The organism is Pseudomonas sp. GW823-FHT02C05 (genome assembly GCF_058797595.1).
In genome coordinates, this window is sequence record NZ_JBXAJU010000001.1 from 126,511 (window position 1) to 150,994 (window position 24,484).

General features: G+C 68.0%; 16 protein-coding genes (1 of these 16 cut by a window edge). 5 read left to right on the plus strand and 11 right to left on the minus strand.

Features of this window, described 5'->3' with window-relative positions; genetic code table 11:
- The 3 genes from ofaC to AC1RGE_RS00680 form a co-directional block, all read left to right on the plus strand.
- Window positions 1-11,018: the 3' portion of an orfamide A non-ribosomal peptide synthetase OfaC gene (gene ofaC / locus AC1RGE_RS00670; protein ID WP_492583006.1), read on the plus strand. The gene continues 3,688 nt to the left of window position 1, outside the view; only the last 11,018 of its 14,706 coding nucleotides appear in the window; its start codon lies off the left edge, out of view; its stop codon occupies window positions 11,016-11,018.
- A gap of 150 nt (window positions 11,019-11,168) precedes the next feature.
- Window positions 11,169-12,320, plus strand: a complete 1,152-nt coding sequence (gene macA, locus AC1RGE_RS00675) for a macrolide transporter subunit MacA (RefSeq protein ID WP_011060449.1) — start codon at window positions 11,169-11,171, stop codon at window positions 12,318-12,320.
- Between the two features lie 2 nt (window positions 12,321-12,322).
- On the plus strand, window positions 12,323-14,281 hold the full coding sequence (locus AC1RGE_RS00680; protein ID WP_041117091.1) for a MacB family efflux pump subunit: 1,959 nt from the start codon (window positions 12,323-12,325) through the stop codon (window positions 14,279-14,281).
- A 60-nt stretch (window positions 14,282-14,341) separates the two neighbouring features.
- On the opposite strand, the gene AC1RGE_RS00685 is transcribed toward AC1RGE_RS00680, so the two are convergent.
- The 7 genes from AC1RGE_RS00685 to AC1RGE_RS00715 form a co-directional block, all read right to left on the minus strand.
- On the minus strand, window positions 14,342-15,130 hold the full coding sequence (locus tag AC1RGE_RS00685; protein ID WP_492583008.1) for a helix-turn-helix transcriptional regulator: 789 nt from the start codon (window positions 15,128-15,130) through the stop codon (window positions 14,342-14,344).
- Between the two features lie 227 nt (window positions 15,131-15,357).
- Entirely contained in the window at window positions 15,358-15,771 is a 414-nt protein-coding gene (locus AC1RGE_RS00690; RefSeq protein ID WP_011060452.1) for a VOC family protein, read from the minus strand.
- Window positions 15,772-15,946: 175 nt separating this feature from the next.
- Window positions 15,947-17,413: a GDL motif peptide-associated radical SAM/SPASM maturase gene (locus AC1RGE_RS00695; RefSeq protein ID WP_026020220.1), complete on the minus strand. Its 1,467-nt coding sequence runs from the start codon at window positions 17,411-17,413 to the stop codon at window positions 15,947-15,949.
- A 132-nt stretch (window positions 17,414-17,545) separates the two neighbouring features.
- Window positions 17,546-18,154 (minus strand): DUF1842 domain-containing protein, encoded by a 609-nt coding sequence (locus AC1RGE_RS00700; protein WP_011060454.1) that lies wholly within the window; start codon window positions 18,152-18,154, stop codon window positions 17,546-17,548.
- 51 nt (window positions 18,155-18,205) lie between these two features.
- A complete protein-coding gene (locus AC1RGE_RS00705) occupies window positions 18,206-18,841 on the minus strand; it encodes a DUF1842 domain-containing protein (protein WP_492583010.1) in 636 nt (211 codons plus the stop codon).
- Between the two features lie 36 nt (window positions 18,842-18,877).
- On the minus strand, window positions 18,878-19,066 hold the full coding sequence (locus AC1RGE_RS00710; protein ID WP_015634943.1) for a DUF1843 domain-containing protein: 189 nt from the start codon (window positions 19,064-19,066) through the stop codon (window positions 18,878-18,880).
- Between the two features lie 317 nt (window positions 19,067-19,383).
- Complete coding sequence (locus tag AC1RGE_RS00715) at window positions 19,384-20,013, minus strand: HAD family hydrolase (RefSeq protein WP_011060457.1); 630 nt, start codon at window positions 20,011-20,013, stop codon at window positions 19,384-19,386.
- Between the two features lie 163 nt (window positions 20,014-20,176).
- Between AC1RGE_RS00715 and AC1RGE_RS00720 the strand changes: the two genes are divergently transcribed.
- Window positions 20,177-20,383 carry a DUF6021 family protein gene (locus AC1RGE_RS00720; RefSeq protein ID WP_015634945.1) on the plus strand — a complete coding sequence of 69 codons (207 nt, stop codon included), beginning with the start codon at window positions 20,177-20,179 and terminating at the stop codon, window positions 20,381-20,383.
- Between the two features lie 95 nt (window positions 20,384-20,478).
- The gene (locus tag AC1RGE_RS00725; RefSeq protein WP_011060459.1) at window positions 20,479-20,664 is read left to right on the plus strand and encodes a DUF2188 domain-containing protein; all 186 of its coding nucleotides are present in this window, start codon (window positions 20,479-20,481) and stop codon (window positions 20,662-20,664) included.
- Between the two features lie 94 nt (window positions 20,665-20,758).
- Here the strand turns inward: AC1RGE_RS00725 and AC1RGE_RS00730 are convergent, their stop codons facing one another.
- From AC1RGE_RS00730 to AC1RGE_RS00745, 4 genes are all read right to left on the minus strand, one after another.
- Entirely contained in the window at window positions 20,759-21,283 is a 525-nt protein-coding gene (locus tag AC1RGE_RS00730; RefSeq protein ID WP_019095111.1) for a hypothetical protein, read from the minus strand.
- A 50-nt stretch (window positions 21,284-21,333) separates the two neighbouring features.
- Complete coding sequence (locus tag AC1RGE_RS00735) at window positions 21,334-21,936, minus strand: hypothetical protein (RefSeq protein WP_019095110.1); 603 nt, start codon at window positions 21,934-21,936, stop codon at window positions 21,334-21,336.
- Window positions 21,937-21,986: 50 nt separating this feature from the next.
- Window positions 21,987-22,400 carry an LIC_13387 family protein gene (locus tag AC1RGE_RS00740; RefSeq protein WP_019095109.1) on the minus strand — a complete coding sequence of 138 codons (414 nt, stop codon included), beginning with the start codon at window positions 22,398-22,400 and terminating at the stop codon, window positions 21,987-21,989.
- 120 nt (window positions 22,401-22,520) lie between these two features.
- On the minus strand, window positions 22,521-24,293 hold the full coding sequence (locus tag AC1RGE_RS00745; RefSeq protein WP_011060461.1) for an acyl-CoA dehydrogenase C-terminal domain-containing protein: 1,773 nt from the start codon (window positions 24,291-24,293) through the stop codon (window positions 22,521-22,523).
- Between the last annotated feature and the right edge of the window lie 191 nt (window positions 24,294-24,484).

The following is a 24,484-nucleotide window of genomic DNA, read 5'->3' on the forward strand; positions in this document are numbered from 1 at the left end:
ACGAGGAAGACCTGCGCCAGGCGCCGCTGACCCTGGCCGGGCGGGTGCGTGCCGAAGCCGCCCAGGCCTTCGACCTGGAGCAGGGGCCGGTGATCCGCGCGCGCCTGCTGGCCCTGGCGGACGATCACCATGTGCTGCTCCTGACCCTGCACCACATCGTTGCCGATGGTTGGTCCATGGGCGTGCTGACCCGGGAGCTGGTGGCCCTGTACGAGGCCTTCAGCCAGGGCCGGCCCGATCCCTTGGCGCCGCTGGCGGTGCAGTACAGCGACTTTGCCCTGTGGCAACGGCGCTGGCTCAGCGGTGAGGTGCTGCAGCAGCAGAGCGACTACTGGCGCCAGGCCCTGGCCGGCGCGCCCAGCCTGCTGATGCTGCCCACCGACCGGCCGCGGCCGCAGCAGCAGGATTTCAGCGGTGGCAGCATCGAGCTGCTGCTGGACCGGGCCCTGAGCGACCAGCTCAAGGCCCTGAGCCAGCGCCATGGCTGCACCCTCTACATGACCCTGCTGGCCGGCTGGGGGCTGCTGCTGAGCCGCCTTTCGGGGCAGGACGATCTGCTGATCGGCAGCCCGGTGGCCAACCGCATGCGCGCCGAGGTGGAAGGGCTGATCGGGCTCTTCGTCAACACCCTGGCCCTGCGCCTGGACCTGGACCCGGGGCAGAGCGTGAGCGAGCTGCTGGCCCAGGTCCGCGCCCGCAGCCTGGAGGCCCAGGCGCACCAGGACCTGCCGTTCGAGCAGGTGGTGGAAATCGTCCGGCCCCAGCGCAGCCTGTCCCACAGCCCGCTGTTCCAGGTGGTGCTGACCTGGGTCGACAACTTCGCCCAGGACCTGCAACTGGGGGACCTGAAACTCGAAGGTGTGGCCGGGGCCAGCGCGGTGGCCAAGTTCGACCTGACCCTGAGCCTGGGAGAAAGCCAGGGGCAGATCCGCGGAACCCTGGACTACGCCACCGCGCTGTTCGATGAGGCCACGGTGCAGCGCTATGCCGCCTACCTGGTGCAGGTGCTGCGGGCCATGGTGGCCGACGATCAGCAATGCCTGGCCCAGGTGCAGTGGCTGGATGAGACCGAGCGCCGGCAACTGCTGGAGGATTTCAACGCCAGCGCCGTGGACTACCCACGGGGCCGGACCCTGGCCCAGCGCTTCGAGGCCTTTGCCGCTCGGCAGCCCGAGGCCACGGCCCTGCAGGTGGGCGCGCAGCGCCTGAGCTATGGCCAGTTGAATGCCCGGGCCAACCAACTGGCCTGGCACTTGCGGGAGCTGGGGGTGGGCCCGGATCAGCGGGTGGCGATCTGCGTCGAGCGCGGGCCGGGGATGGTGATCGGCCTGCTGGGGATTCTCAAGGCCGGTGGCGCCTATGTGCCCATCGACCCGGGTCACCCCGCGGAACGCATCGCCTACCTGCTGCAGGACAGCGCGCCGCTGGCGCTGCTGGTGCAGGGCAGCACCCGGGCCCTGGTGGGCCAACCGGCCATGGCCCGGGTGGACCTCGACCAGCCCGAGTGGCAGGCCCGCCCCGAGGGCAACCTGCAGGTGCCGGGCATGAGCTGCGCGCACCTGGCCTATGTGATCTACACCTCCGGTTCCACCGGCCTGCCCAAGGGCGTGATGGTGGAGCATGCCAGCCTGGAAAACCTGCTGGACTGGCATTGCCAGGCCTTCGACCTGGGGCCGGGGCGACATGCCTCCAGCGTCGCCGGTTTCGGCTTCGACGCCATGGCCTGGGAGCTCTGGCCGACGCTCTGCGGCGGCGCCACCCTGCACCTGCCGCCGGCCGGTATCGGCCACCAGGACCTCGACCAACTGCTGCACTGGTGGCAGGCCCAGCCCCTGGACCTGAGCTTTTTGCCGACCCCGGTGGCCGAATACGCCTTCAGCCAGGGCCTGGGCCACCCGACCTTGCGCACCCTGCTGATCGGCGGCGACCGCCTGCGCCAGTTCAGCCAGGAGCCGAGCTTTGCCGTGGTCAACAACTACGGCCCCACCGAAACCACGGTGGTGGCCAGCTCCGGGCGGCTGCTGGCCGGCGGGCCCCTGGACATCGGCCGGCCCATCGCCAATGCACGGATCTACCTGCTGGACCCGCAGCAGCGGCCGGTGCCCATCGGCGTCGCCGGTGAGCTGTATGTGGGCGGCGCCGGGGTGGCCCGGGGTTACCTCAACCGCCCGGAGCTGACGGCCGAACGCTTCCTTGAAGACCCCTTCAGCACCGTGCCGGGCGCACGCATGTACCGCAGCGGCGACCTGGCGCGCTGGCGGGCGGACGGGCGCATCGACTACCTGGGGCGCAACGACGACCAGGTGAAGGTGCGTGGCGTGCGCATCGAGCTGGGGGAGATCGAGACCTGCCTCAACCGCCTTCCGGGCATCCGCGAGGCGGTGCTGCTGGCCCGGGAAGACCAGCCGGGGCAGACCCGGCTGGTGGCCTATTTCAGTGCAATCCCCGGCGCCGAACCGAGCCCGGCCGAGCTGCGCAGGCGCCTGCTGGAGCAACTGCCGGAGTACATGGTGCCGGCGGCCTATGTGCACCTCGCTGCCTTGCCCCTGACCGCCAACGGCAAGCTCGACCGCCGGGCGTTGCCGCAACCGCCGCTGGAGGCGCTGCTGAGCCGGGACTATGTGGCCCCCGAGGGCGACAGCGAGATCGCCCTGGCGCAGATCTGGAGCGAGCTGCTGCAGGTCGAGCGGGTAGGGCGCCACGATCACTTCTTCGAACTGGGCGGCCATTCGCTGCTGGCCATGCGCATGCTGTCCCAGGTGCGGCAGCGCCTGGGGGTGGAGCTGGCCCTGGGCGAGCTGTTCGCCAATGCCGAACTGTGCGCCGTGGCCGCGGCCCTGGCCCGGGCCGAGCGCAGCAGCCTGCCGGACCTGCTGCCGGCGCCGCGCAACCAGCCGCTGGCGCTGTCCTTCGCCCAGCAGCGCCTGTGGTTCCTGGCGCAGATGGAAGGGGCCAACACCGCCTACAACATTCCCATCGGCCTGCGCCTGCGCGGGCCACTGGACGGCGCGGCCCTGCAGCAGGCCCTGGAGCGCATCGTCGCGCGCCATGAAACCCTGCGCAGCCGCTTTGCCCAGTACGGTGACGAAGCCCAGGTGCTGATCGCCCCGGCCGAATCCGGGCTGGAGCTGCTGCTGGAAAACCTGCGGGGCCACCCCCAGGCCAGCGACGCCTTGCAGGCCCTGGTGCAGGGCGAGGCCTCGGCGCCGTTCGACCTGCAACGCGGGCCGCTGATCCGCGGGCGCCTGGTCAGCCTGGCGGACGACCACCATGTGCTGTTGCTGACCCTGCACCATATCGTCAGCGATGGCTGGTCCATGGGCGTGCTGACCCGGGAACTGGTGGCGCTGTACCAGGCCTTCAGTCGTGGCCTGCCCGACCCCCTGGCGCCGCTGGCGGTGCAGTACAGCGACTTTGCCCACTGGCAGCGGCACTGGCTCAGTGGCGCGGTGCTGGAGCAGCAGGCGCAGTACTGGCGCCAGGCCCTGGAGGGGGCGCCGCCGTTGCTCATGCTGCCCACCGACCGGCCACGGCCGGCCCAGCAGGACTACGCCGGCAGCAGCGTCGAGGTGCGCCTGGATGCGCAATTGACCGCCGGCCTGCGGGCCCTGAGCCAGCGCCATGGCACCACCTTGTACATGACCCTGATGGGCGCCTGGGCGCTGCTGCTGGGGCGGCTCTCGGGGCAGTCCGAGGTGGTGATCGGCACCCCGGTGGCCAACCGCATGCGCGCCGAGGTGGAAGGGTTGATCGGGCTGTTCGTCAACACCCTGGCCCTGCGCCTGGACCTGGAGGCGGCGCCCCGGGTCCAGGCGCTGCTGGCCCAGGTCCGCGCCCGCACCCTGGAGGCCCAGGCTCACCAGCACCTGCCGTTCGAGCAGGTGGTGGAGATCCTGCGGCCGTTGCGCAGCCTGTCCCACAGCCCGCTGTTCCAGACCCTGTTCACCTGGCAGAACGGCGACGGCCCGCAGCTGGAGCTGGGGGACCTGCAACTGGAGGGCATCCACGAGGCCAGCCACTTCGCCAAGTTCGACCTGTCCCTGAGCCTGGGGGAGGTGCAGGACCGCACCGAAGGCAGCCTGGAATACGCCACGGCGCTGTTCGATGAAACCACCATGCTGCGGTATGCCGGCTACCTGCAGCGGGTGCTGCAGGCCATGGTGGCCGATGAACAGATGCTGCTGGCACAGGTGCCGCTGCTGGATGCCGCCGAGCGCGAACAGCTGCTGCACGGCTTCAATGCCACCGCCCGCGACTACCCCCTGGAACAGACCTTGCACGGGCTGTTCGAGACCCAGGTGCTGCGCCGCCCCGAGGCCATCGCCGTGCAGGCCGGCGAGCAGCAGTTGAGCTACCGCGAGCTCAACCAGCAGGCCAACCAGCTGGCCGGGCACCTGCTGCACCTGGGCGTCGGCCCCGACAGCCGGGTGGCGATCTGCGTCGAGCGCGGGCTGTCCATGGTGGTGGGCCTGCTGGGCATCCTCAAGGCCGGCGGCGCCTACGTGCCCATCGACCCGGGCTACCCCGCCGAACGCATCGCCTACATGCTCGACGACAGCGCGCCCCTGGCGCTGCTGGCCGATAGCGCGACCCGGCCGCTGCTGGGCAACCTGGCGCTGCCCCTGGTGGATCTCGACCAGCCGCAATGGCACCGCCAGCCCCGGGTCAACCCGCGGCTCAACGGCCTGACCCCGAGCCACCTGGCCTATGTGATCTACACCTCCGGTTCCACCGGCCAGCCCAAGGGCGCGATGAACGAGCACCGGGCCGTGGTCAACCGCCTGCTGTGGATGCAGGAGCAGTACCGCCTTGGCACCGAGGACACGGTGTTGCAGAAGACCCCGTTCAGTTTCGACGTCTCGGTCTGGGAGTTCTTCTGGCCGTTGTTCACCGGCGCACGGCTGGTGATGGCGCGCCCCGATGGGCACAAGGACCCGGCCTACCTGCGCCAGGTGATCCGTGATGAACGCATCAGCACCTTGCACTTCGTGCCCTCGATGCTCGATGTATTCCTGGCCTATGGCGACACCCGCGAATGCGCCGGCCTGCGCCAGGTGATGTGCAGCGGCGAGGCGCTGCCGGGCAGCCTGGTGCGGCGCTTCAAGCAGCAGTTGCCGCAGGTGGCGCTGCACAACCTCTACGGCCCCACGGAAGCGGCGGTGGACGTCACCGCCTGGGATTGCGCCGGCCCGCTGGCACAGACCCCGGACAACACCCCCATCGGCAAGCCCATCGCCAATACCCGCATCTACCTGCTGGACGCGCAGATGCAACCGGTGCCCCTGGGGGTGGTGGGCGAGCTGTACATCGGCGGGGTGCAGGTGGCCCGGGGTTACCTGAACCGCGAACAACTGAGCGCCGAACGCTTCCTCAAGGACCCGTTCAGCCAGGAACCGGGCGCGCGCCTGTACCGCACCGGCGACCTGGCCCGCTACCTGGCCGACGGCACTATCGAGTACCTGGGGCGCAACGACGACCAGGTGAAGATCCGCGGCCTGCGCATCGAGCTGGGGGAAATCCAGGCGCGCCTGACCCAGCTCGAAGGGGTCAAGGAAGCGGTGGTGCTGGCCCGGGAAGATGTGCCGGGCGACCAGCGCCTGGTGGCCTACTACACCACCGTTGCCGGACAGCCGGCCCTGGCGGTGGAGCAACTGCGCCGGGCGCTGCTGGAACACCTGCCGGAGTTCATGGTGCCGGCGCTGTTTGTGCACCTGGCGGCGCTGCCCCTGAGCCCCAATGGCAAGCTGGAACGCAAGGCCCTGCCGGCCCCGGGGCTGGAGGCGGCCCAGGTGCGCGAATACGAGGCCCCGGTGGGCGACACCGAGATCCTCCTGGCGCAACTCTGGGCCGAACTGCTCAAGGTCGAGCGGGTGGGGCGCCACGACCACTTCTTCGAACTGGGCGGCCATTCGCTGCTGGCGGTGAGCCTGATCGGCCGCATGCGTCGGGCCGGGCTCTCGGCGGATGTGCGGGTGCTGTTCGGCCAGCCGACCCTGGCGGCCCTGGCCGCTGCCGTGGGCCGCGGTCGCGAGGTGCAGGTACCGGCCAACCTGATCTACCGCGACTGCCCGCGTATCACCCCGGACCTGCTGCCGCTGCTGGCACTGGACCAGGCCGCCATCGACCGGGTGGTGGCCACGGTGCCCGGCGGTACCGCCAATGTGCAGGACATCTACCCGCTGGCGCCGTTGCAGGCCGGCATCCTGTTCCACCATCTGGCGGCTGGAGCGGGTGACCCCTACGTGTTGCAGGCGCAGTTCGCCTTTGCCAGCACCGAGCGCCTGCAGGCCTTCGCCCAGGCCTTGCAGGGGGTGATCGAACGCAATGACATCCTGCGCAGCGCGGTGCTCTGGGAAGGCCTGGAGCAGCCGCTGCAAGTGGTCTGGCGCCAGGCGCCGCTGTGCTGCGAAGAGATCGCCCTGGAGCCTGGCGACGGCGAGGTGCTGGGCCAGTTGCAGGCGCGCTTCGACAGCCGTCGCTACCGCCTGGACATCGCCCAGGCGCCGCTGCTGCGCCTGGTGCATGCCGCCGACCCGGTGAACCAGCGAGTGGTGGCCCTGCTGCTGTTCCATCACCTGGTGATGGACCACGTGGCCCTGGAAGTGCTGCAGCACGAACTGCAAGCCTTCCTCCTGGGCCAGCAGCAGCGCCTGGGGGAAGCGGTGCCGTACCGCAACTACGTGGCCCAGGCGCGCCTGGGCATCGGCGAGGCCGAGCATGAGGCGTTCTTCCGCCAGATGCTCGGCGATATCGACCAGCCGACCCTGCCGCTGGGCCTGCAGGAAGTACCGGGAGGCAGCGCCGAACTCAGCGAAGCGCGCCAGCCCCTGGACCGCCTGCTGAGCCGGCGCCTGCGCTTGCAGGCGCGGCAACTGGGGGTCAGTGCCGCAAGCCTGATGCACCTGGCCTGGGGCCGGGTGCTGGGCAGCCTGGCGGGGCAGCAGCAGGTGGTGTTCGGCACCGTGCTGCTGGGGCGGATGCAGGGCGGCGAGGGCGCCGAACGGGCCCTGGGAGTGTTCATCAACACCTTGCCGCTGCGGGTCGATCTGGGCGAGTTGCCGGTGCGCGAGGCCCTGCTGGCCACCCATGAGCGGCTGGCGCAGCTGCTTGGCCACGAACAGGCGCCGCTGGCCCTGGTCCAGCGTTGCAGTGGGGTGGAGCCGGGTACACCGTTGTTCAGCAGCCTGCTCAACTACCGCCACAGTGCCCCGGCGGCAAACCAGGCGGGGCAGGCCGGCAGTGCCTGGGAGGGCATGCAGTTGCTCAATGCCCAGGAGCGCAGCAACTACCCGCTGACCCTGAGCATCGACGACCTGGGGGACGGCTTCATGCTCACCGCCGTGGCCGCCGGGATCGATGCCCGGCGCATTTGCGACTACCTGCACGGCACCCTGGAACAGCTGCTGCTGGCCCTGGAGCAGCAACCGGAACAGGCCGTCGGCCAGGTGCCGGTGCTGCCGCAGGCCGAGCGCCGGCAGGTACTGGAGGGCTTCAACGACACGGTGCGCGACTACCCGCGCGAGCAGGTCCTGCACCAGTGTTTCGAGGAGCAGGTGCTGGCCCGGCCGCAGCAGGTGGCAGCGGTGCAGGGCGCCGAACAGCTCAGCTATATCCAGCTCAACACCCGGGCCAACCAGCTGGCCCAGCATCTGCTGCAACTGGGGGTGCAGCCCGGGGATCACGTGGCGCTGCTGCTGCCGCGCTCCCTGGACCTGCTGGTGAGCCAACTGGCGGTGAGCAAGTGCGGCGCCGCCTATGTACCGCTGGACGTCAATGCCCCGGCCGAGCGCCTGGGGTTCATGCTGGCCGACAGCGGGGCGCCGGTGCTGCTCAGCCACAGCGAGCGGGTGCTGGAAGCTGCGGTGCAACGGGTCGACCTGGACCGCCTGCGCTTCGACCGGCTGGCCGGGCACAACCCGAACCTGGCGTTGTCGTCCGAGGCGGTGGCCTACGTCATGTACACCTCCGGTTCCACTGGAGCGCCCAAGGGCGTGCGGGTGCCGCACCGGGCCATCACCCGGCTGGTGATCAACAACGGCTATGCCGATTTCAACCCCGAGGACCGGGTGGCCTTCGCCTCCAACCCGGCCTTCGACGCCAGCACCCTGGAGGTCTGGGGGCCGCTGCTCAACGGTGGCCGGGTCGTGGTGGTGGACCACGCGACATTGCTGGACCCGCACGCCTTCGGCTCGCTGCTGGAACGCACCGGGGTCAGCCTGCTGTTCCTCACCACCAGCCTGTTCAACCAGTACGTGCAACTGGTTCCCCAGGCCTTCAAGGGGCTGCGCATGCTGCTCTGTGGCGGCGAACGGGCGGATGCCACGGCCTTCCGGCGGATCCAGGCCGAGCTGCCGCACTTGCGCCTGGTCAACGGCTACGGGCCCACCGAGACCACCACCTTTGCCGTGACCCATGAGCCCGGTGAGCTGGCGGCGGATGCCGACAGCGTGCCCATTGGCCGGCCGCTGTCCAACACCCGGGTGTACGTGCTCGATGCCCTGGGCCAGCCGCTGCCGGTGGGGGTGGTGGGGGAGCTGTACATCGGGGGTGATGGCGTGGCCCTGGGCTACCTCAACCGTCCGGACCTGTCGGCGCAGAAGTTCCTCATCGACCCGTTTCACCAGCAAACCCAGGGCACCGCTGCGCCGGCCCTGATGTACCGCACCGGCGACCTGGGCCGCTGGCTGGAAAATGGTCTTCTGGAATGCATCGGGCGCAATGACGAGCAAGTGAAGATCCGCGGCCTGCGCATCGAACCCGGGGAAATCCAGGCGCAGTTGGCCCGCTTCCCCGGCCTGCGGGACGGCGCGGTCGTGGTGCGTGAAGACAGCCCCGGGGACAAGCGCCTGGTGGCCTACTACACCCTGCACGAGCACACCCCGGCGCCGGATGCCGAGCAACTGCGCAGCCACCTGCAACAGCAGTTGCCGGACTACATGGTGCCCCTGGCCTATGTGCACTTGCAGGCCTTGCCCCTGACCCGCAACGGTAAGCTGGACCGCCGTGCGCTGCCGGCGCCCGGCAGCGCGGCCCAGCTCGCCCAGGCCTATGCCGCGCCCCAGGGCGCGCTGGAGCAGGCCCTGGCCGGGCATTGGGCGGCGGTGCTGAAGCTCGAGCAAGTAGGGCGCCACGACCACTTCTTCGAACAGGGCGGGCATTCGCTCTCGGCCATCCAGTTGCTCAACCGCCTGCAACAGGCGGCGTTCGACGTGACCCTGGCGGAGCTGTTCCAGCACGCCACGGTGGCGGCCATGGCGCGCCTGTTGAGCGAGCGCACGGCCGCGCCGCGCTCCACCGAGCTGATCCCGGTGCGCACCGGCGGCAGTGGCCCGGCGCTGTTCCTGGTCCATGAGTTCACCGGGCTGGACGTGTATTTCCCGGCCCTGGGCCAGCACCTGGAAGGCGATTTCCCGATCTACGGCCTGCCCGGCGTGGCGGTCGGCGAGCCGCAGTTGCGCACCCTGGAATGCCTGGCCACACGCTTGCTTGACGTGATGCGCAAGGCCCAGCCGCAGGGGCCGTATCGCCTGGCCGGCTGGTCCTTCGGTGGCGTCCTGGCCTATGAGATCGCCCAGCAGTTGCTGGGCCTGGACCAGGAGGTGGAGTTCCTCGGCCTGATCGACAGCTACGTGCCGCGCCTGACCGACCAGGGCAAGGCTCGCTGGTCTGGCGAGCACGCGCACAAGCGCCACCTGCTATTGCAGTGCCGCGCCTACTGGAGCGCCCAGGGCGCGGCCGGGGTGCAGTCCCTGGCGCACCTGGAACAACTGGAGGCGCTGCTGGAACCACTGGACTTTGCCGACCTGCTGCAACGCTGCCGCGACCAGGGGCTGCTGTTCGAGCAACTGGCCACGGCGCCGCCGCAAGCGCTCGGCCATTACCTGGACCGCGAGGTCGCCCACGGCCATGCCCTGGCCCATTACCGGGTCCATCCCCTGGGCATGCCGGTGCATCTGTTCTGCGCCGCCGAACGGCCCACCGAGCTGTCCCGGCGCAGCCCGACCCTGGGCTGGGGCGAGATCCTGCCGGCGGGCGAACTGCACTGCATCAGCGTACCCGGGGACCACCTGAGCATGATGAAGGCGCCGCATATCCAGGCCCTGGGTCACGCCCTGGGCCAGGCCCTGGCGGTGGCCAGGGCCAAGGGCGCGGTGAGCGCTGTGCCGCACCAGCCCTTGCTGCGGATCCAGAGCGGGCGCCCCGGGCACACGCCGATCTTCTGCGTGCCCGGGGCCGGTGACAGCATCACCGGCTTTATCGGCCTGAGCGAGGCCCTGGGGGCCGAATGGCCGATCCTCGGCCTGCAGGCCCGGGGCCTGGACGGCTGCGGGGTGCCCCATGGCCAGGTCGAAGTGGCGGCCCGGCATTACCTGGAGGCCATCACCGCCGAGTACCCCGACGGGCCGCTGCACCTGATCGGCCATTCCTTCGGCGGCTGGGTGGCATTCGAGATGGCCGGGGCCCTGCAGGCCGCCGGTCGCGAAGTGGTGTCGCTGACCCTGATCGACAGTGAGGCTCCCGGAGGCAATGGCGCGCTAGGGCGGCCCTATACCACCACCGCGGCGCTGTGGCGCTTGATCGAATCCATGCAACTGGCTGCAGGCCAGGACATGGGCATCGACCCCGAGCGCTTCGCCGCCGAGGACGACGGGATGCAGATGCACCTGCTGCATGCCGGCATGGTACGGGTCGGGCTGTTGTCCCCGCGCGCCGACCCGCGGGCCATGCACGGCCCGGCGCGAACCTTCGCCAGCGCCCTGCGCACCCGCTACCAGCCTCGGCGCCCGTACCAGGGCAAGGTGCGCCTGGTGCTGGCGGATGACCCGAGCCTGGACGCCGCCGGCAACCGCCGGGAGCAGCAGGGGATGGTCCAGGGCTGGCGCCGGCAGGCTGCGCACCTGCAGGTGTGGTACGGCCCGGGCAACCACTTCAGCCTGCTCAAGGCGCCCAACGTCTACCACCTGGCGGCCTGGTGGCATGACGGCCTGGCGCTGCCCCAGGGGGAGGTCATGTCATAGGGCGCGGGGCAACACAGGCGCTGGCCCTGCCGGCGCCTGGACACCCGGTTTCATTCATCTGGAACACCGCTCACTACGGCAGCACGGTGTTCTGTAAGGGGGCTTGCCGCTGGCCGGTGCAGCCCGCCCTCAACGGACTTGTGGTCATCTATGGAAAAGTCGAAGTTTCGCAAAATCGGTATGGGGCTGTTGCTGGTGGTTGTGGCCGGGTTGATTTTCTATACGGTGCAGGCGCCGGCGGAGCCGCCGCAGTACCTGACCGCCAAGGTCGAACGGGGGGATATCGAGAACGCGGTCCTGGCCTCGGGCCTGCTCGAAGGCATCAAGCAGGTGGATGTCGGGGCCCAGGTCTCCGGGCAGTTGAAGTCGCTCAAGGTCAAGGTCGGGGACAAGGTGAAAAAGGGCCAGTGGCTGGCGGAAATCGACCCGCTGGTGCTGCAGAACACCCTGCGCCAGGCCCAGGTGGACGAGGAGAACCTGCAGGCCAAGCGCCGCGCCACCGCGGCCCAGCTCAAGGAAACCAAGGCCATCTACGAGCGCTACCGTGACTTGCAGTCCGACGCCTCGATTTCCCAGCAGGATTACGAGACCGCCGAATCCAACTACGAGGTGCAGCGGGCCAACCTGCTGTCCCTGGACGCGCAGATCAAGAGCGCGCACATCCAGATCGACACCGCCAAGGTCAACCTGGCCTACACCCGCATCGTCGCGCCGATCGATGGCGATGTGGTGGGGGTGGTGACCCAGGAAGGCCAGACGGTGATCGCCAACCAGCTGGCGCCGGTGCTGCTCAAACTGGCGGACCTGGACACCATGACCGTCAAGGCCCAGGTCTCGGAGGCCGATGTGATCCATATCGCCCCCGGCCAACAGGTGTACTTCACCATCCTCGGCGAGGCGGAAAAACGCTACTACGCCAAACTGCGGGGCACTGAGCCGGCGCCGCAGAACTTTCTCGAGACCCAGACCGCCGGCACCCCCAAGCAGAACACCGCGGTGTTCTACAACGCGCTGTTCGACGTGCCCAACCCGGACCATAGGCTGCGCATTTCCATGACTGCCCAGGTACGCATCGTGCTGGATACCGCCAAGGACGTGCTGATGGTACCGGTGGCGGCCCTGGGCCCGCGCAATGCCGACGGCAGCTTCGCGGTGCGGGTGCTGGACGCCAAGGGCCATGCCCAGGCGCGCAACGTCAGCACCGGGATCAACAACAACGTCAAGGTGCAGATCAAGGACGGCCTGGCGGAGGGTGACCGGGTGGTGATCGGTGATCCGCTGCCCGGCACGGCAGGGGCCTGAGCATGAGCGAGCCCCTGCTGCACCTCACCGGCATCAGCCGCAGCTTCACCGCCGGGGATCGGGAGTTCCTGGCCCTCAAGCACATCGACCTGAGCATCCAGGCCGGGGAAATGGTGGCGATCACCGGGGCCTCGGGGTCGGGCAAGTCGACCCTGATGAACATCCTCGGCTGCCTGGACTACGCCACCGCCGGCAGCTACAAGGTCAACGGCCGGGAAACCCGCGACCTCGACGACCAGGCCCTGGCGGAACTGCGCCGCGACTACTTCGGCTTCATCTTCCAGCGCTACCACTTGCTGCCGCACCTGAGCGCCATGCACAACGTCGAGATGCCGGCGATCTACGCCGGTACCCCGCAAGTCAGGCGCCATGGCCGGGCCCGGGAACTGCTGGCGCGCCTGGGTTTGTCCGGGCACCTGGGCCACCGGCCCAACCAGCTCTCCGGCGGCCAGCAGCAGCGAGTGAGCATCGCCCGGGCGCTGATGAACGGCGGCGAAGTGATACTCGCCGACGAACCCACCGGTGCCCTGGACACCGCCAGCGGCAAGGAGGTGATGAACATCCTCCAGGAACTGCACGGCCTGGGGCACACGGTGATCATCGTCACCCACGACCCCAAGGTGGCGGCCAACGCCCAGCGCATCATCGAAGTGCGCGACGGCGAGATCGTCAGCGACCGGGCCAACCCGCGCCCGGCGGACGAGGCGCCGAGCGAGCCACCGGTCAGCGTGCGGCCCGCCGGTGCGCGGCGCCTGGTGGCCAGCCTGGGGCTGTTCAAGGAGGCCTTCGTGATGGCCTGGGTGGCGCTGGTCTCGCACCGCATGCGCACCCTGCTGACCATGCTCGGGATCGTCATCGGCATCACCTCGGTGGTGTCCATCGTGGCCATCGGCGAGGGCGCCAAGCGCTACGTGCTCAAGGACATCCAGGCCATTGGCAGCAACACCATCGACATCTTCCCCGGGGCCAGTTTCGGCGACAGCCGGGCGGCGGCGATCCAGACCCTGATGCCCGCCGACGTGACGGCCCTGAACCAGCTGTACTACGTCGACAGTGCCACGCCCATGGTCGGCCGCAGCCTGTTGCTGCGCTACGGCAACATCGACCTCAACGCCACGGTCAACGGCGTCAGCCACCTGTATTTCCAGGTTCGCGACATCAAGCTGGCCAGCGGCATTTCCTTCAGCGAGAACGACGCGCGGCGCCAGGCCCAGGTGGTGGTGATCGACCACAACACCCGCAACCGCCTGTTCGGGCCGGATGTCGACCCGCTGGGGCAGGTGATCCTGGTGGGCAACCTGCCGTGCACGGTGATCGGCGTGACCCGGGAGAACAAGAACATGTTCGCCGCCAGCAACCTGCTGAACGTCTGGCTGCCCTACGAGACCGCCGCCGGGCGGGTGCTCGGCCAGCGCCACCTGGACAGCATCAGCGTGCGGATCAAGGACGGCCAGCCGAGCAAAGTGGTGGAGGAGCATGTGAAGAAGCTGATGGAGCAGCGCCACGGCACCAAGGATTTCTTCACCAACAACCTCGACAGCATCATGCAGACGGTGCAGCGCACCAGCCGCTCCCTGGCCCTGCTGCTGTCGCTGATTGCGGTGATTTCCCTGGTGGTGGGGGGAATCGGGGTGATGAACATCATGCTGGTGTCGGTCACCGAGAGGACCCGGGAGATCGGCATCCGCATGGCGGTGGGGGCCCGGCAGTCGGATATCCGCCAGCAGTTCCTGGTGGAGGCGGTGATGGTCTGCCTGATCGGCGGGGCCATCGGCATCAGCCTGTCGTTCGCCATCGGCTACCTGTTCACCCTGTTCATCAAGGAGTGGGAGATGGTGTTTTCCATGGGGTCGATCATTACCGCGTTCGCCTGTTCGACCCTGATCGGCATCGTCTTCGGCTTCGTTCCAGCGCGCAACGCCGCGCGCCTGGATCCCATCGAGGCCCTGGCCCGGGATTGACAGGCCGTAGACCGAACCGCCGGCGCTGGGGCCGGCGGGGGTTACAGGGCCAAGGCCGGATCAGGCCGTCGGGGTTTCGCTGCTGTGCGGCGCTTGTTCCTCGGGCGAGTACATCCAGCGCAGCAGCGAGTGCCGGCCACTGATGCCGAGCTTGATGGCGGCGCGCTTCAAGTAGCTTTCGACGGTATTGACCTTGAGCTTGAGCTGCTCGGCCAGCTGCGGCGCGGTGCGCCCGGCCAGCAGCCCGACACAGACCTCCAGCTCGCGGTTGGACAGGCGCAGCCCGGACTGTTCCAGGCGCGCGGCAAAGCGCAGGCGCAGGCTTGCCAGGCCCTCGATGGCGGCACTGTCCTGCTCGGCGGCATCGCCCCGGGGCTGCAGGGCGCTGATGTGTTTTTCCACCATGGGCAGCAGCAACGGCGAGATGTCCTCCAGCAGCAGGCGTTCCTGGGGGGAAAAGCTCCGGTCCTGGCTGCTGCGGTACACCGAGAGCACGTAGTGGTAGGAGTCCTTGCGCCCGGTCAGGTGCAGTTGTGCCGGGTCCGCGTGGCCGCGCTGGCGTTGCAGCGACGGGCCCGGGGCCGGTTCGCCGGGTTGTTCGGGAAAGCCGGTGAGCAGCAGCGGGTCATTGCTGGTATGGGCATCGCTGTACAGCGGGTGGCGGGTCTGCATCAGGGTGTTGCCGGTTCTGCCGACGGCCTGTTCCGGGTCGGCCCGCAGTTGGGTGATATGGGTGGCGTCCACAGCCAGCTGGGTGAGTATCAGGTCGTGCAGCATGCGCGGAAAGTTGCGGCTGCCGGTGCTGGCGATGACCTTACCAATGTGTGGAAACAGTATTTGTGAGTTCATCATTTCATCCATGAATGTGAAGGTGTGGAGGGGGGCTGCCTTATAGCAACGAGTTTGGGTCAGGGTTGATTTACCTCCTGTTTGCTCTGGGCGACAAAGGGTCGCCTCGTATCCTAGTACAGGGTGGCGGTGGCTGTTTGATGAAGTGCGCAAAATCTTTCACCGCGGGCGCAGCGGTGCGGTGCTGCGTTGCACAGCACCGGGGCCGGGCTTGCAGGTGGGCCGGGTTACGGGCGCTTCTCGCAATTGACCATCCATGGCACACCAAAGCGGTCCACCAGCATGCCGAAGCGCTCGGCCCAGAAGGTGGCTTCCAGGGGCATCTGCACGTTGCCCTGTTCGGCCAGGGCGGCGAATACCCGTTCGGCTTCGGCGGCGTTGTCGATGTTCAGCGAGATCGAGCAGCCGTGGATGCCCAGGTAGGGCAGCTCAGGGGTGGTGTCCGAGCCCATCAGCACCTGGTCGCCGACGCTCAGGCGGGTGTGCATGATGCGTTCGTGACAGTCGGCAGAGATGTGATCACGGGCCGGGCTTTCACCGAAGGTCATCATCATTTCCAGGGTGCCGTTCAGGCATTGGGCATAGAAGGTGAAGGCGGCCTTGCAGGTGCCGTTGAACACCAGGTAGGGGTTGATTTTCATGCTGTGCTCCGGTCGCAGGTAACGGGCAGGCACGCGGGCCTGTGGACGAACTTCCATAGCAAAGCCGCTATCGGCCCTGCGCGGAGGTTTTTTTATAGATGGTTTTTCCATGCTCGCCCGTGGCGATATAACCGTCGCCGCGCCATTGGGGGCGCGGCGGCGGTGCGGGCGGGGGTTACAGGCGTGGCTGCTCCTGGGGCGTGCCGAGCAACTGGTGCAGGGTGTTGATCAGCGCCTGCTGGCGCAGCCGGTCTTCCTGGTGCCGGGCTTCGGCGGCGGCGACATCGGCGTTGCAGTGCGGGCAGGTGCTTTCATGGGCGTGGATGTACTCCAGGCAACTGCGACACAGGGCCAGGCGCGGCGGGATGCGGCCTTCCTCGGGCGACGCCTGGCCCTGGTTGACCCAGGCCAGCTTGATCACCTGGCCGCTGTCGTTGACGCTCGATACCGCCTCGCCGGTGTCGATGCGTTCGGTGATCAGGTCGAAACGGCCCACCGAGAACGACGCCGGGCCGGCGTCTTCGAGCTTGACGATGCGTTCGCGCAGGCCCTTTTTCGCCAGGTCCAGGGTCCGGTAGTGGCAGTAGGGATTGTTCCCCGGCTTGCCCAGCAGCGAGTGCGAGGTCCAGGTGCAGCCGCCGCGGCAGACATCGTTGTAGTAACAGGTGCGGCAGTAGCCCCACAGGTCGTCCACCGAGCGCAGGCGGCCGAAGTGGATGCCTTCGCTGTAGTGCCAGATGTCGTGCAGGCTCATGCTGCGCACGTTGCCACCGGAGAAACCCACGGTGGCCAGGGACGGGCAGCCCTTGACCGTGCCGTCAGCCTCCAGGGCCAGGACCGTCTGCCCGGCGGCGCAGCCGCTCCAGTGCACGCGGTCGTCGCCGAAGCCGCGCCACATGTGCTCGTAGGGGCCGTAGTAGCCGATGTTGTTGCCCACATTCATCAGCAGCCCGCGCTCGGCGCCTTCGCGGTACAGGCGCGCCAGCAGCGGCATCACCTCCAGCAACTGGTAGGGCTGCAGCAGCAGCTCGGGGTGATCCACCGCATTGCCCATGGCCACGGTCAGCTGGATCTGCCAGTGGCTGGCGCCGGCATCGATGATCAGTTCCATCAGGGCCGGCAGGTCGGGCAGGGTGGCGGCGCCGATCTGCGTGTTGACGCTGACCTTGAGCCCGGCCTGCTTGGCCCGGCGCAGGGTATCCAGGGCCTTGTCGAAGGAGCCGGGGACATTGCGCACCGCGTCATGCAGCGGCGCCAGGCCATCCAGAGAGACGCCGACGCCATTGAGCCCGGCATCCACCGCGGCCTGCATCTTGGCCGGGGTCAGGTTGCGCCCGCCGGTCTGGATCGCCACGTACATGCCGTGGTCGTGGATGGCCTGGATCAGCCGCGTCCAGTCCTTGCGCAGATAGGCTTCGCCACCGATCAGGGTGACTTCCCGGGTGCCCAGGGCGGCGATCGAATCGATTACCGACAGGCATTCCTGGGTATTGAGTTCGCCCGGGCGCCGATGCCCGGCGCGGGAGCCGCAATGCAGGCACTTGAGGTCGCAGGCGAGGGTGATTTCCCAGACCACATGCACCGGGACAAAGCGCTTGAGGTCGGTTTCGCTGAGGTAGCGGGCGGGGAGACGGTCTGACATGAGAGTTCCTTGCGCACCCGGCGGTGCGCGGCACCAACCCATCGAAATAGGCGCGCCTTCCTTGTGTCGCAATGGCGCGGTCGTTTTGTGGCAGCCCCCGGGGCCGCGGCGGGCGGCCCCGGGTGCTGGTGGTCAGCGCTGTTCCAGGCGGCTGATTTCTGCCTGCAACTGCTGCACCGCCTGGGTCAGGTTGTCAGCGTTGGCCAGTTGCTGCTCGCCCTGGGCCACCAGTGCCTTGAGCCGCGCCAGGTCGCCGCTGGCCTGGGCCTGCTGCAGCGCCACGGCATACAGCGGGTGGCGCACTTCGGCGGCCGGGCCGGCCTGGCTGGCGTAGTCCGCTGCCTGCGCCTGCTCCACCGGGGCCGGGCTCACGGCGGCGTGTTGCACCACGTGCCAGTGCCCCTGGAACTGGTACTTGTAGCTGGCGAAACCGCTGGCCCAGTCCAGGCCGAGGATGCCCTGCAGATGGAAGGTCTCGGCGATCTGGCTGGTGGGGCCGCTGGGGTTGCCGGCCAGGCTGAGGATGATGTGCCCCTCGCTGGAGGGGTCGAGCTTGACCTGCGAGTAGTCGCCCCACACGTCGGCATGGAACTGCACCGGTGGCGAGGTGCTCTGGGTCACGCGGGCAACGCCGCTGACGCGTTTCTTCGGGGTATCGACCAGCAGGTCGAGGGTCAGCACCGGCCCACCGATCACGGGGTTGGCGACGATGAGGCGGGTATGGAACAGTCCGATTGTCATGCTGCAACTCCTTATCTTCTTGAAGACATCAGGTTCGATGGACGGCCGGGCTCAGCGCCGCTCCTGCTGGCTGATCTCGGCCTTGGCGGCCACCAGTGCGGTGCGGATCAGCGGCAGCTGTTCCAGTTGCTGGGTGGCGACCTTGTGCAGGCTCTTCATCTGCGCCAGGTCACCGCTGGCGATGGCACCGTGGATCGGCGCCCCGTACAGCGCCGAGATCGGCGGCAGCGGGTGGTTGGGCTGGCCGCGGTGCAGAGGGGCCGACAGGGTGCTGGACTGCACGGTTTTCTGCAGGTGGGCGGGCACCTGGTTGACCGTCACCCAGCTGTGGCCGTTGTAGTACTGATAGTTGGCCACGCCTTCCTTCCAGTCGTCGCTGACCACCAGGTGCAGCTTGAAGTTGATCACCGAGTTCGACCCCGGGCCGCCCTGGTTGCCCTGGGCCGTGATGAGGATCTTGCTGGTGCTGGGCGGCATGACGGTGAGGTAGGTGTACTGGCCCCAGACATCGCTGTGCAGGTCCAGGGGCGGGTTGACCGCCTGGGTGATGCTGGAAGTGCCGCGCACACTGTGTTCCGGGGTATAGACCAGCAGGTTGAGGATCAGGGTGGGTGCGCCGGGTTGCGAGGTGCCGATGCGGTAGCTCAGGGGGAACAGGCCTTCGGCTTGCGAGTAGTTGCCGGACATTTGCTTTGCCTCCATTCAATGACAGGGGAACCGCGATCAGCGGCGTTCCAGGCGGGCGACTTCCTTGGCCAGCTGTTCGTAGGCGTTGTGCAGATCCTTGGGTTCGTTCCTGGCCGGATCGCGCTTGGCCAGCAGGGCTTTCATCTCCGGCAGCTTGCCTTCGCTGATGGCCGACTGGATGGCGACTCCGTAGGGGGGGATCACATGTTGGGATGCATTGCTCATGGCGTTTGCCTTCCGTGGGTGTGGATGGGGTGCTGCGCTACTCGGCAGCTTTTGCAGTTAAGCAGCGCGGGTGGAATTGGCAGGGTAATGGCACATTGATTTTGTGGGTTTCCGACCGGTGGATTCACGGTCGGTAAAGGGTTGATTTTGGAGACATTCCAAAGGGCGATATGCAGGCGGGAGGTGATTGCGGATGGCGATAGGAGGGGGTGAGAAAGGGGGGCGAGCGTAGGCGCCGGCTGCCGGCGAAGAGGCCCTCGACAGCCATGCATCGCCCTGGCCGGCGCCTTCGCTGGCAAGCCAGCCCCTACGGGGTGTCAGTGCGCTCGGACCACCCCCAACTCCTCCAGCCGGCGCCGGGTCTCAGCCGCCGTCACATGATGAATCGCATGCCACCCCAGCGCCGTTGCGGCGACGATATTGGGCGCATGGTCGTCAATGAACACCAGTTCCTCGGGGGCCACCCCCGGCAAATGCGCACGAATGCGCCCCAGGGTCGTGTGATAGATCTCGGCATCCGGCTTGATCTGGCGCTCTTGCCCCGACACGACGATGTCGCGAAAGCGCTGCAGAAACGGGTAATTGTCCCAGGCATAGGGAAAGGTTTCCCGGGACCAGTTGGTCAGCCCGAACAGGGGCACCTGCGCCTGGTGCAGTTCTTCCAGCAGGGCCACGCCCTGATCCAGTGGCCCCTTGAGCATTTCCGGCCAGCGCCCGTAATAGGCCTCGATCAAGGGGGCATGGTCGGGGTGCTCGGCCACCAGGCTGCGGGTCGCCTCGGCCAGGCTGCGGCCGGCGTCCTGCCGGGTATTCCAGGCCTGGGTGCAGATGGTGTCGAGGAACCACTGGCGACGCTCATCGTCGGGGATCAGCTGGCGGTACAGGTGGTGCGGGCTCCAGTCGAACAGCACGCCACCAAAATCGAAAACCACGGCACGAATCGTCATGAACACGTCCTTTTGAGCGGTTATGGGCCAGGCGCCATCCTGCGACGCCCGGCAGCACAATGCAATTTGCCGCTGGCCGCTGGTCCGCTCGGCGGCACCCTGGCCACGAATCGTGATCCAACCCCTGTATCCGGCCTTTTCCAGGCTGGCACAGGAGCTGCCCATGACTGCCAAGAACCCCACGGGGCCGCGCTCGTCCGAGCATGCCTCGAATCATCATGACCCGGGTTTCGACCCCGATTCGCCAGACCTGGCCGACCCCCAGGTAGACCCGGTAGGCCCGGCCAGGGCACCCCTGGACCGCCCTGAACCCGAGCACCGGCGCAAGCGCTCGCGGGCCTACGATCCCCTGGCCAACCTGAAGAAGTGACCCGGCGCGCCGACATGCGGCAGTCGCCGGACGGTGTGGCGGGTGTAAGGTAAAACGCCCAAGCCCCAGGCTCGCCGAGGAAAAAGGAGGTGTCCATGAGCACGCCGCTGCTGAACAAACTGCAGATCAACGGCTATCAGGTCTTGAGCGTCAACCACGGGCCCTGGAAGGTCTGCACGCCGGGTGACCGGCTTGCTACCTTCGGCACCCGGGAAGAGGCCATGGCCTTTGCCGCCGCCCTGCCGGCGCGCAGGCAACGACCGGCCGCCACCGGTGGCTAGCGTCCTGGCAGGAAAAAAGCCCCGACCGGTTCGGGGCTTTTTTATGCCCGGCCGGGGGCATGGCCGGACGGGGCGAGGGCGCAGCGGGGCGCAATTACGGCTGCATGAAACTCAGCAGCGGGAGGATGAAGGCTGCTGCCAGGGCCAGTGCCCACAGGGTCTGCAGAAACAGCTCATCGGCGTTGTCGGCGGCGGGCCGCGGGGCGAGGCGGCGGCGCCAGTAGAAGTACAGGCCGCTGACCACGAACACACAGGTGATGCCCATCATGTACTCCAGCTCCCACTTCTGGGGGCTGATGGCCAGGCTGCCGTCCTGGTCATCCGGGTAGTCGAGCCGCCACCAGGCGCCCAGCAGCAGCGGCACCAGCCCGGCCAGGAGCCAGGCCAGGCGCGCGCCGGGCATCCGGGTCAGCAGGGTCACGGCCAGGCCGATCAGGCACAGCACCCAGACAAAGAGGTACAGCTGAAAGCCCATGGCCCCACCGAACAGCGTGCTGCTGACATCCCGCGGCTGCATCATCTGCACGTCGCACAGCAGCATCAGCGACAAGGGCGCGGCAACGACGATCCAGCACAGAGGGCGGTAGAGCCACAACCACAGGGTAAACAGGCGAGACATGGGCACACTCATCGAGGTTTGGTGAAGCAAGAAAGAGGCGGGGTTGACGGTCAGTCGACAATGACCCGGGTGCCAGGGCCCAGGCACAGGCTCAACTGTTCGCCGGCCCGGTTGAAGGCGCAGTACGGCAGGGGCGCCTTGCTGGCATTGACCAAGGGGGGGATGAAGAAGCCCCCCAGCAACACCGCCCATGCAATCCGCAACGACAGCTCACGGAGGGTGGCGGGGGCTCTCGGCTTGAGCCGCTGCTGGTGCAACAGGTAGATGCCGCTGTAGACGAGGGCGAAACCGAAGACCATCACATAGTCCAGCTCCCGGGCCTGGATGCTGAAGATCAGGTTGCCGTCGAAATCATCCGGGTAGTGGATCCGCCACCACAGGCCCAGCAGCAACTGCACCAGCCCACCGATGATCCAGGCCAGGCGGGCGCCGGGCACCCGGGTCAGCACGGCCAGGCCCAGGCCGATGACGCTGAAGGCCCAGCCGCCCAGGTACAGCATGAAACCCATGGAGCCGCCGAACAGCGTGCCGCCGACTTCCCGGGGGACGATCAGGTGCAGGTTGCAACGGATCATGGTGGCCAATTGTGCGGCCACGGCGATCCAGCACAGGAGGTAGTAGAGCCGGGACCAGAAGGTGTGCAGGGGCGACATGCAGAGACTCGAAAAAAACAGGGCCGATGAGAGTGTGTGGTGGGCTGGGTTCAAACCAACAGCAAACCGCAGGCAAGCGCGAACAGCACCAGGGCGATGCTGATGCCCGCCAGGGGAATGCGAAACCAGTAACGAATCGCCAGCACCCACAGGCTGGCGAGAAACCCCAGGCCGATCAGCAGCAAGCCACGGGCCTCCAGCAGCAGGGCCGGGTGCAGCCAGGCGAGGTAGCCATAGACCAGGCCGAACAGCATGGCGCCCAGGCTGTGGCTGGCGTTGAAGCCGACCCAGGCCCGCCACAGGCTGGTCTGGCGGGTGATCATCGGCGACACCTGGCGCATGCGTTCGGCCAGGGCCGGGTCACGGGGCTGGAATTTGTCGGTGGCGAAGGTGTAGATCAGGTGCAGGGTGCCGAGCAGCAGCACGATGGCTGAGCTGGCGATGATCAGGGCGGGGGCCAACACGTTTCTTCCTTGGGCGGTGCTCGGTTGCGCGGAGTATGCCGGGCCGCCCGGGGTTTTGCACCTGCGGGCGCGGCTTTTTTACCGGCACGGGGCAGGGCGCCGGGCGCCCTGCCCAGGGGCTCAGAAGTGCTCGGCGTCGAGGCCGAACAAGGAGGCGCTGCCGGCGCGGATGCTCTGCTCCAGGCTGAGGATGCGCGGCAGCATGCGGCTGAAGTAGAAGCGCGCGGTGGCCAGCTTGGCACCGTAGAAACCGTCGTCCTCGGAACGCTTGTGCTCGGCCACCTGGGCCATGCGCGCCCACAGGTAGGCGTAGGCCACGTAGCCGAACAGCTGCAGGTATTCGACGCAGGCGCTGCCCACCGCGTGGGGGTTCTGCGCCGCCTGTTCACGCAGCCAGTCGCTGAGGTCTTCCAGGCGCTGCACCGCATCCAGCAGCTCGGCGGCGTAGGCGGCGCCGGGCAGGTAGGCGTAGTCGCGGATCTCGCCGGTGAACAGGCGCAGGGCCACGCCGCCGTTGCCCACCACCTTGCGCCCCAACAGGTCCAGGGCCTGGATGCCGTTGGTGCCTTCGTAGATCTGGGCGATGCGTACATCCCGCACCAGTTGCTCCTGGCCCCATTCGCGGATGTAGCCGTGGCCGCCGAAGATCTGCTGGCCCAGCACGCAACTGTCCAGGCCGGTGTCGGTGAAGAACGCCTTGGCCACCGGGGTCAGCAGCGCCACCAGGGCCTCGGCGTTGTGCCGCTCATGGGGCTGGTCGGCGAACTTGGCCAGGTCCAGCTGCTGGCCGACGTAGCTGGCGAAGGCGCGGCCGCCTTCGGTCATGGCCTTCATGGTCAGCAGCATGCGCCGCACATCGGGGTGGACGATGATCGGGTCGGCGATCTTGTCCTTGGCCACCGGGCCGGCCGGGGAGCGGCTCTGGATGCGCTCGCGGGCGTAGGTTCGGGCGTTCTGGTAGGAGTTCTCGGCGCAGCCGATACCCTGGATGCCGATGGACAGGCGCTCGTAGTTCATCATGGTGAACATCGCCGCCAGGCCCTTGTTGGCCTCGCCGATCAGCCAGCCGCTGGCGCCGTCGAAGTTCAGCACGCAGGTGGCCGAGGCCTTGATGCCCATCTTGTGCTCGATGGAACCGCAGCTCACCGCGTTGGCCGCGCCGAGATTGCCGTTGGCGTCCACATGGATCTTCGGCACCAGGAACAGCGAGATGCCCTTGGGCCCGGCCGGGGCGTCCGGCAACTTGGCCAGCACCAGGTGGATGATGTTCTCGGTCAGGTCCTGCTCGCCGCCGGTGATGAAGATCTTGCTGCCGCTGATGCGGTAACTGCCGTTGGCCTGGGGCTCGGCGCGGGTGCGGATGATCCCCAGGTCGGTGCCGGCGTGGGCCTCGGTGAGGCACATGGAGCCGGCCCAGCGGCCTTCGTACATCGGCGGCAGGTACAGCTGTTTCAGCGCTTCGCTGGCGTGGGCGTCGATGGCCAGGCAGGCCCCGGAACTCAGGGCCGAGTACAGGGCGAAACTGGAGTTGGCGGCGTAGAGCATTTCCTCGAACTGCACCGCGAGCATCTTCGGCATGCCCATGCCGCCGTAGGCCGGGTTGCCGCTCAGGCCGACCCAGCCGCCCTGGATATAGGTGCTGTAGGCCTCCTTGAAACCGGCCGGGGTGCGCACCTGCCCGGCGTGCCAGCTGGCGCCTTCCTCGTCGCCGCTGCGGTTGAGCGGGGCGATCAGGTTGCCGGTGACCTTGGCCGCTTCTTCGAGAATGGCGTCGGCGGTGTCGCCGTCCACGGTATCGGCCAGGGCCGGCAGGCGCGCCCAGAGCTTGGGTGCGTTGAACACTTCATGCAGGACAAAGCGCATGTCGCGCAGCGGAGCGTTGAATTCGGGCATTGCAGGAACCTCGGGCAAAAGTGGGGGCCGAGCGGCCGTGGCCGCATGAATCGACAACGAAAACCCCGCCACCATGTAGGAGCCGGCTTGCCGGCGAAGAGGCCCGCAAGCCATGCATCGCCCTGGCCGACGCCTTCGCTGGCAAGCGAAGCGCCGCCCGGCCAGCTCCTACAAGGGCTGGGTAGGTGTAT

Excerpts from the sequence above, each read along its gene's own strand:
- macA (WP_011060449.1), top strand. The coding sequence starts at position 11,169 with ATGGAAAAGTCGAAGTTTCGCAAAATCGGTATGGGGCTGTTGCTGGTG.
- AC1RGE_RS00680 (WP_041117091.1), top strand. The coding sequence starts at position 12,323 with ATGAGCGAGCCCCTGCTGCACCTCACCGGCATCAGCCGCAGCTTCACC.
- AC1RGE_RS00685 (WP_492583008.1), bottom strand. The coding sequence starts at position 15,130 with ATGAACTCACAAATACTGTTTCCACACATTGGTAAGGTCATCGCCAGC.
- AC1RGE_RS00690 (WP_011060452.1), bottom strand. The coding sequence starts at position 15,771 with ATGAAAATCAACCCCTACCTGGTGTTCAACGGCACCTGCAAGGCCGCC.
- AC1RGE_RS00695 (WP_026020220.1), bottom strand. The coding sequence starts at position 17,413 with ATGTCAGACCGTCTCCCCGCCCGCTACCTCAGCGAAACCGACCTCAAG.
- AC1RGE_RS00700 (WP_011060454.1), bottom strand. The coding sequence starts at position 18,154 with ATGACAATCGGACTGTTCCATACCCGCCTCATCGTCGCCAACCCCGTG.
- AC1RGE_RS00705 (WP_492583010.1), bottom strand. The coding sequence starts at position 18,841 with ATGTCCGGCAACTACTCGCAAGCCGAAGGCCTGTTCCCCCTGAGCTAC.
- AC1RGE_RS00710 (WP_015634943.1), bottom strand. The coding sequence starts at position 19,066 with ATGAGCAATGCATCCCAACATGTGATCCCCCCCTACGGAGTCGCCATC.
- AC1RGE_RS00715 (WP_011060457.1), bottom strand. The coding sequence starts at position 20,013 with ATGACGATTCGTGCCGTGGTTTTCGATTTTGGTGGCGTGCTGTTCGAC.
- AC1RGE_RS00720 (WP_015634945.1), top strand. The coding sequence starts at position 20,177 with ATGACTGCCAAGAACCCCACGGGGCCGCGCTCGTCCGAGCATGCCTCG.
- AC1RGE_RS00725 (WP_011060459.1), top strand. The coding sequence starts at position 20,479 with ATGAGCACGCCGCTGCTGAACAAACTGCAGATCAACGGCTATCAGGTC.
- AC1RGE_RS00730 (WP_019095111.1), bottom strand. The coding sequence starts at position 21,283 with ATGTCTCGCCTGTTTACCCTGTGGTTGTGGCTCTACCGCCCTCTGTGC.
- AC1RGE_RS00735 (WP_019095110.1), bottom strand. The coding sequence starts at position 21,936 with ATGTCGCCCCTGCACACCTTCTGGTCCCGGCTCTACTACCTCCTGTGC.
- AC1RGE_RS00745 (WP_011060461.1), bottom strand. The coding sequence starts at position 24,293 with ATGCCCGAATTCAACGCTCCGCTGCGCGACATGCGCTTTGTCCTGCAT.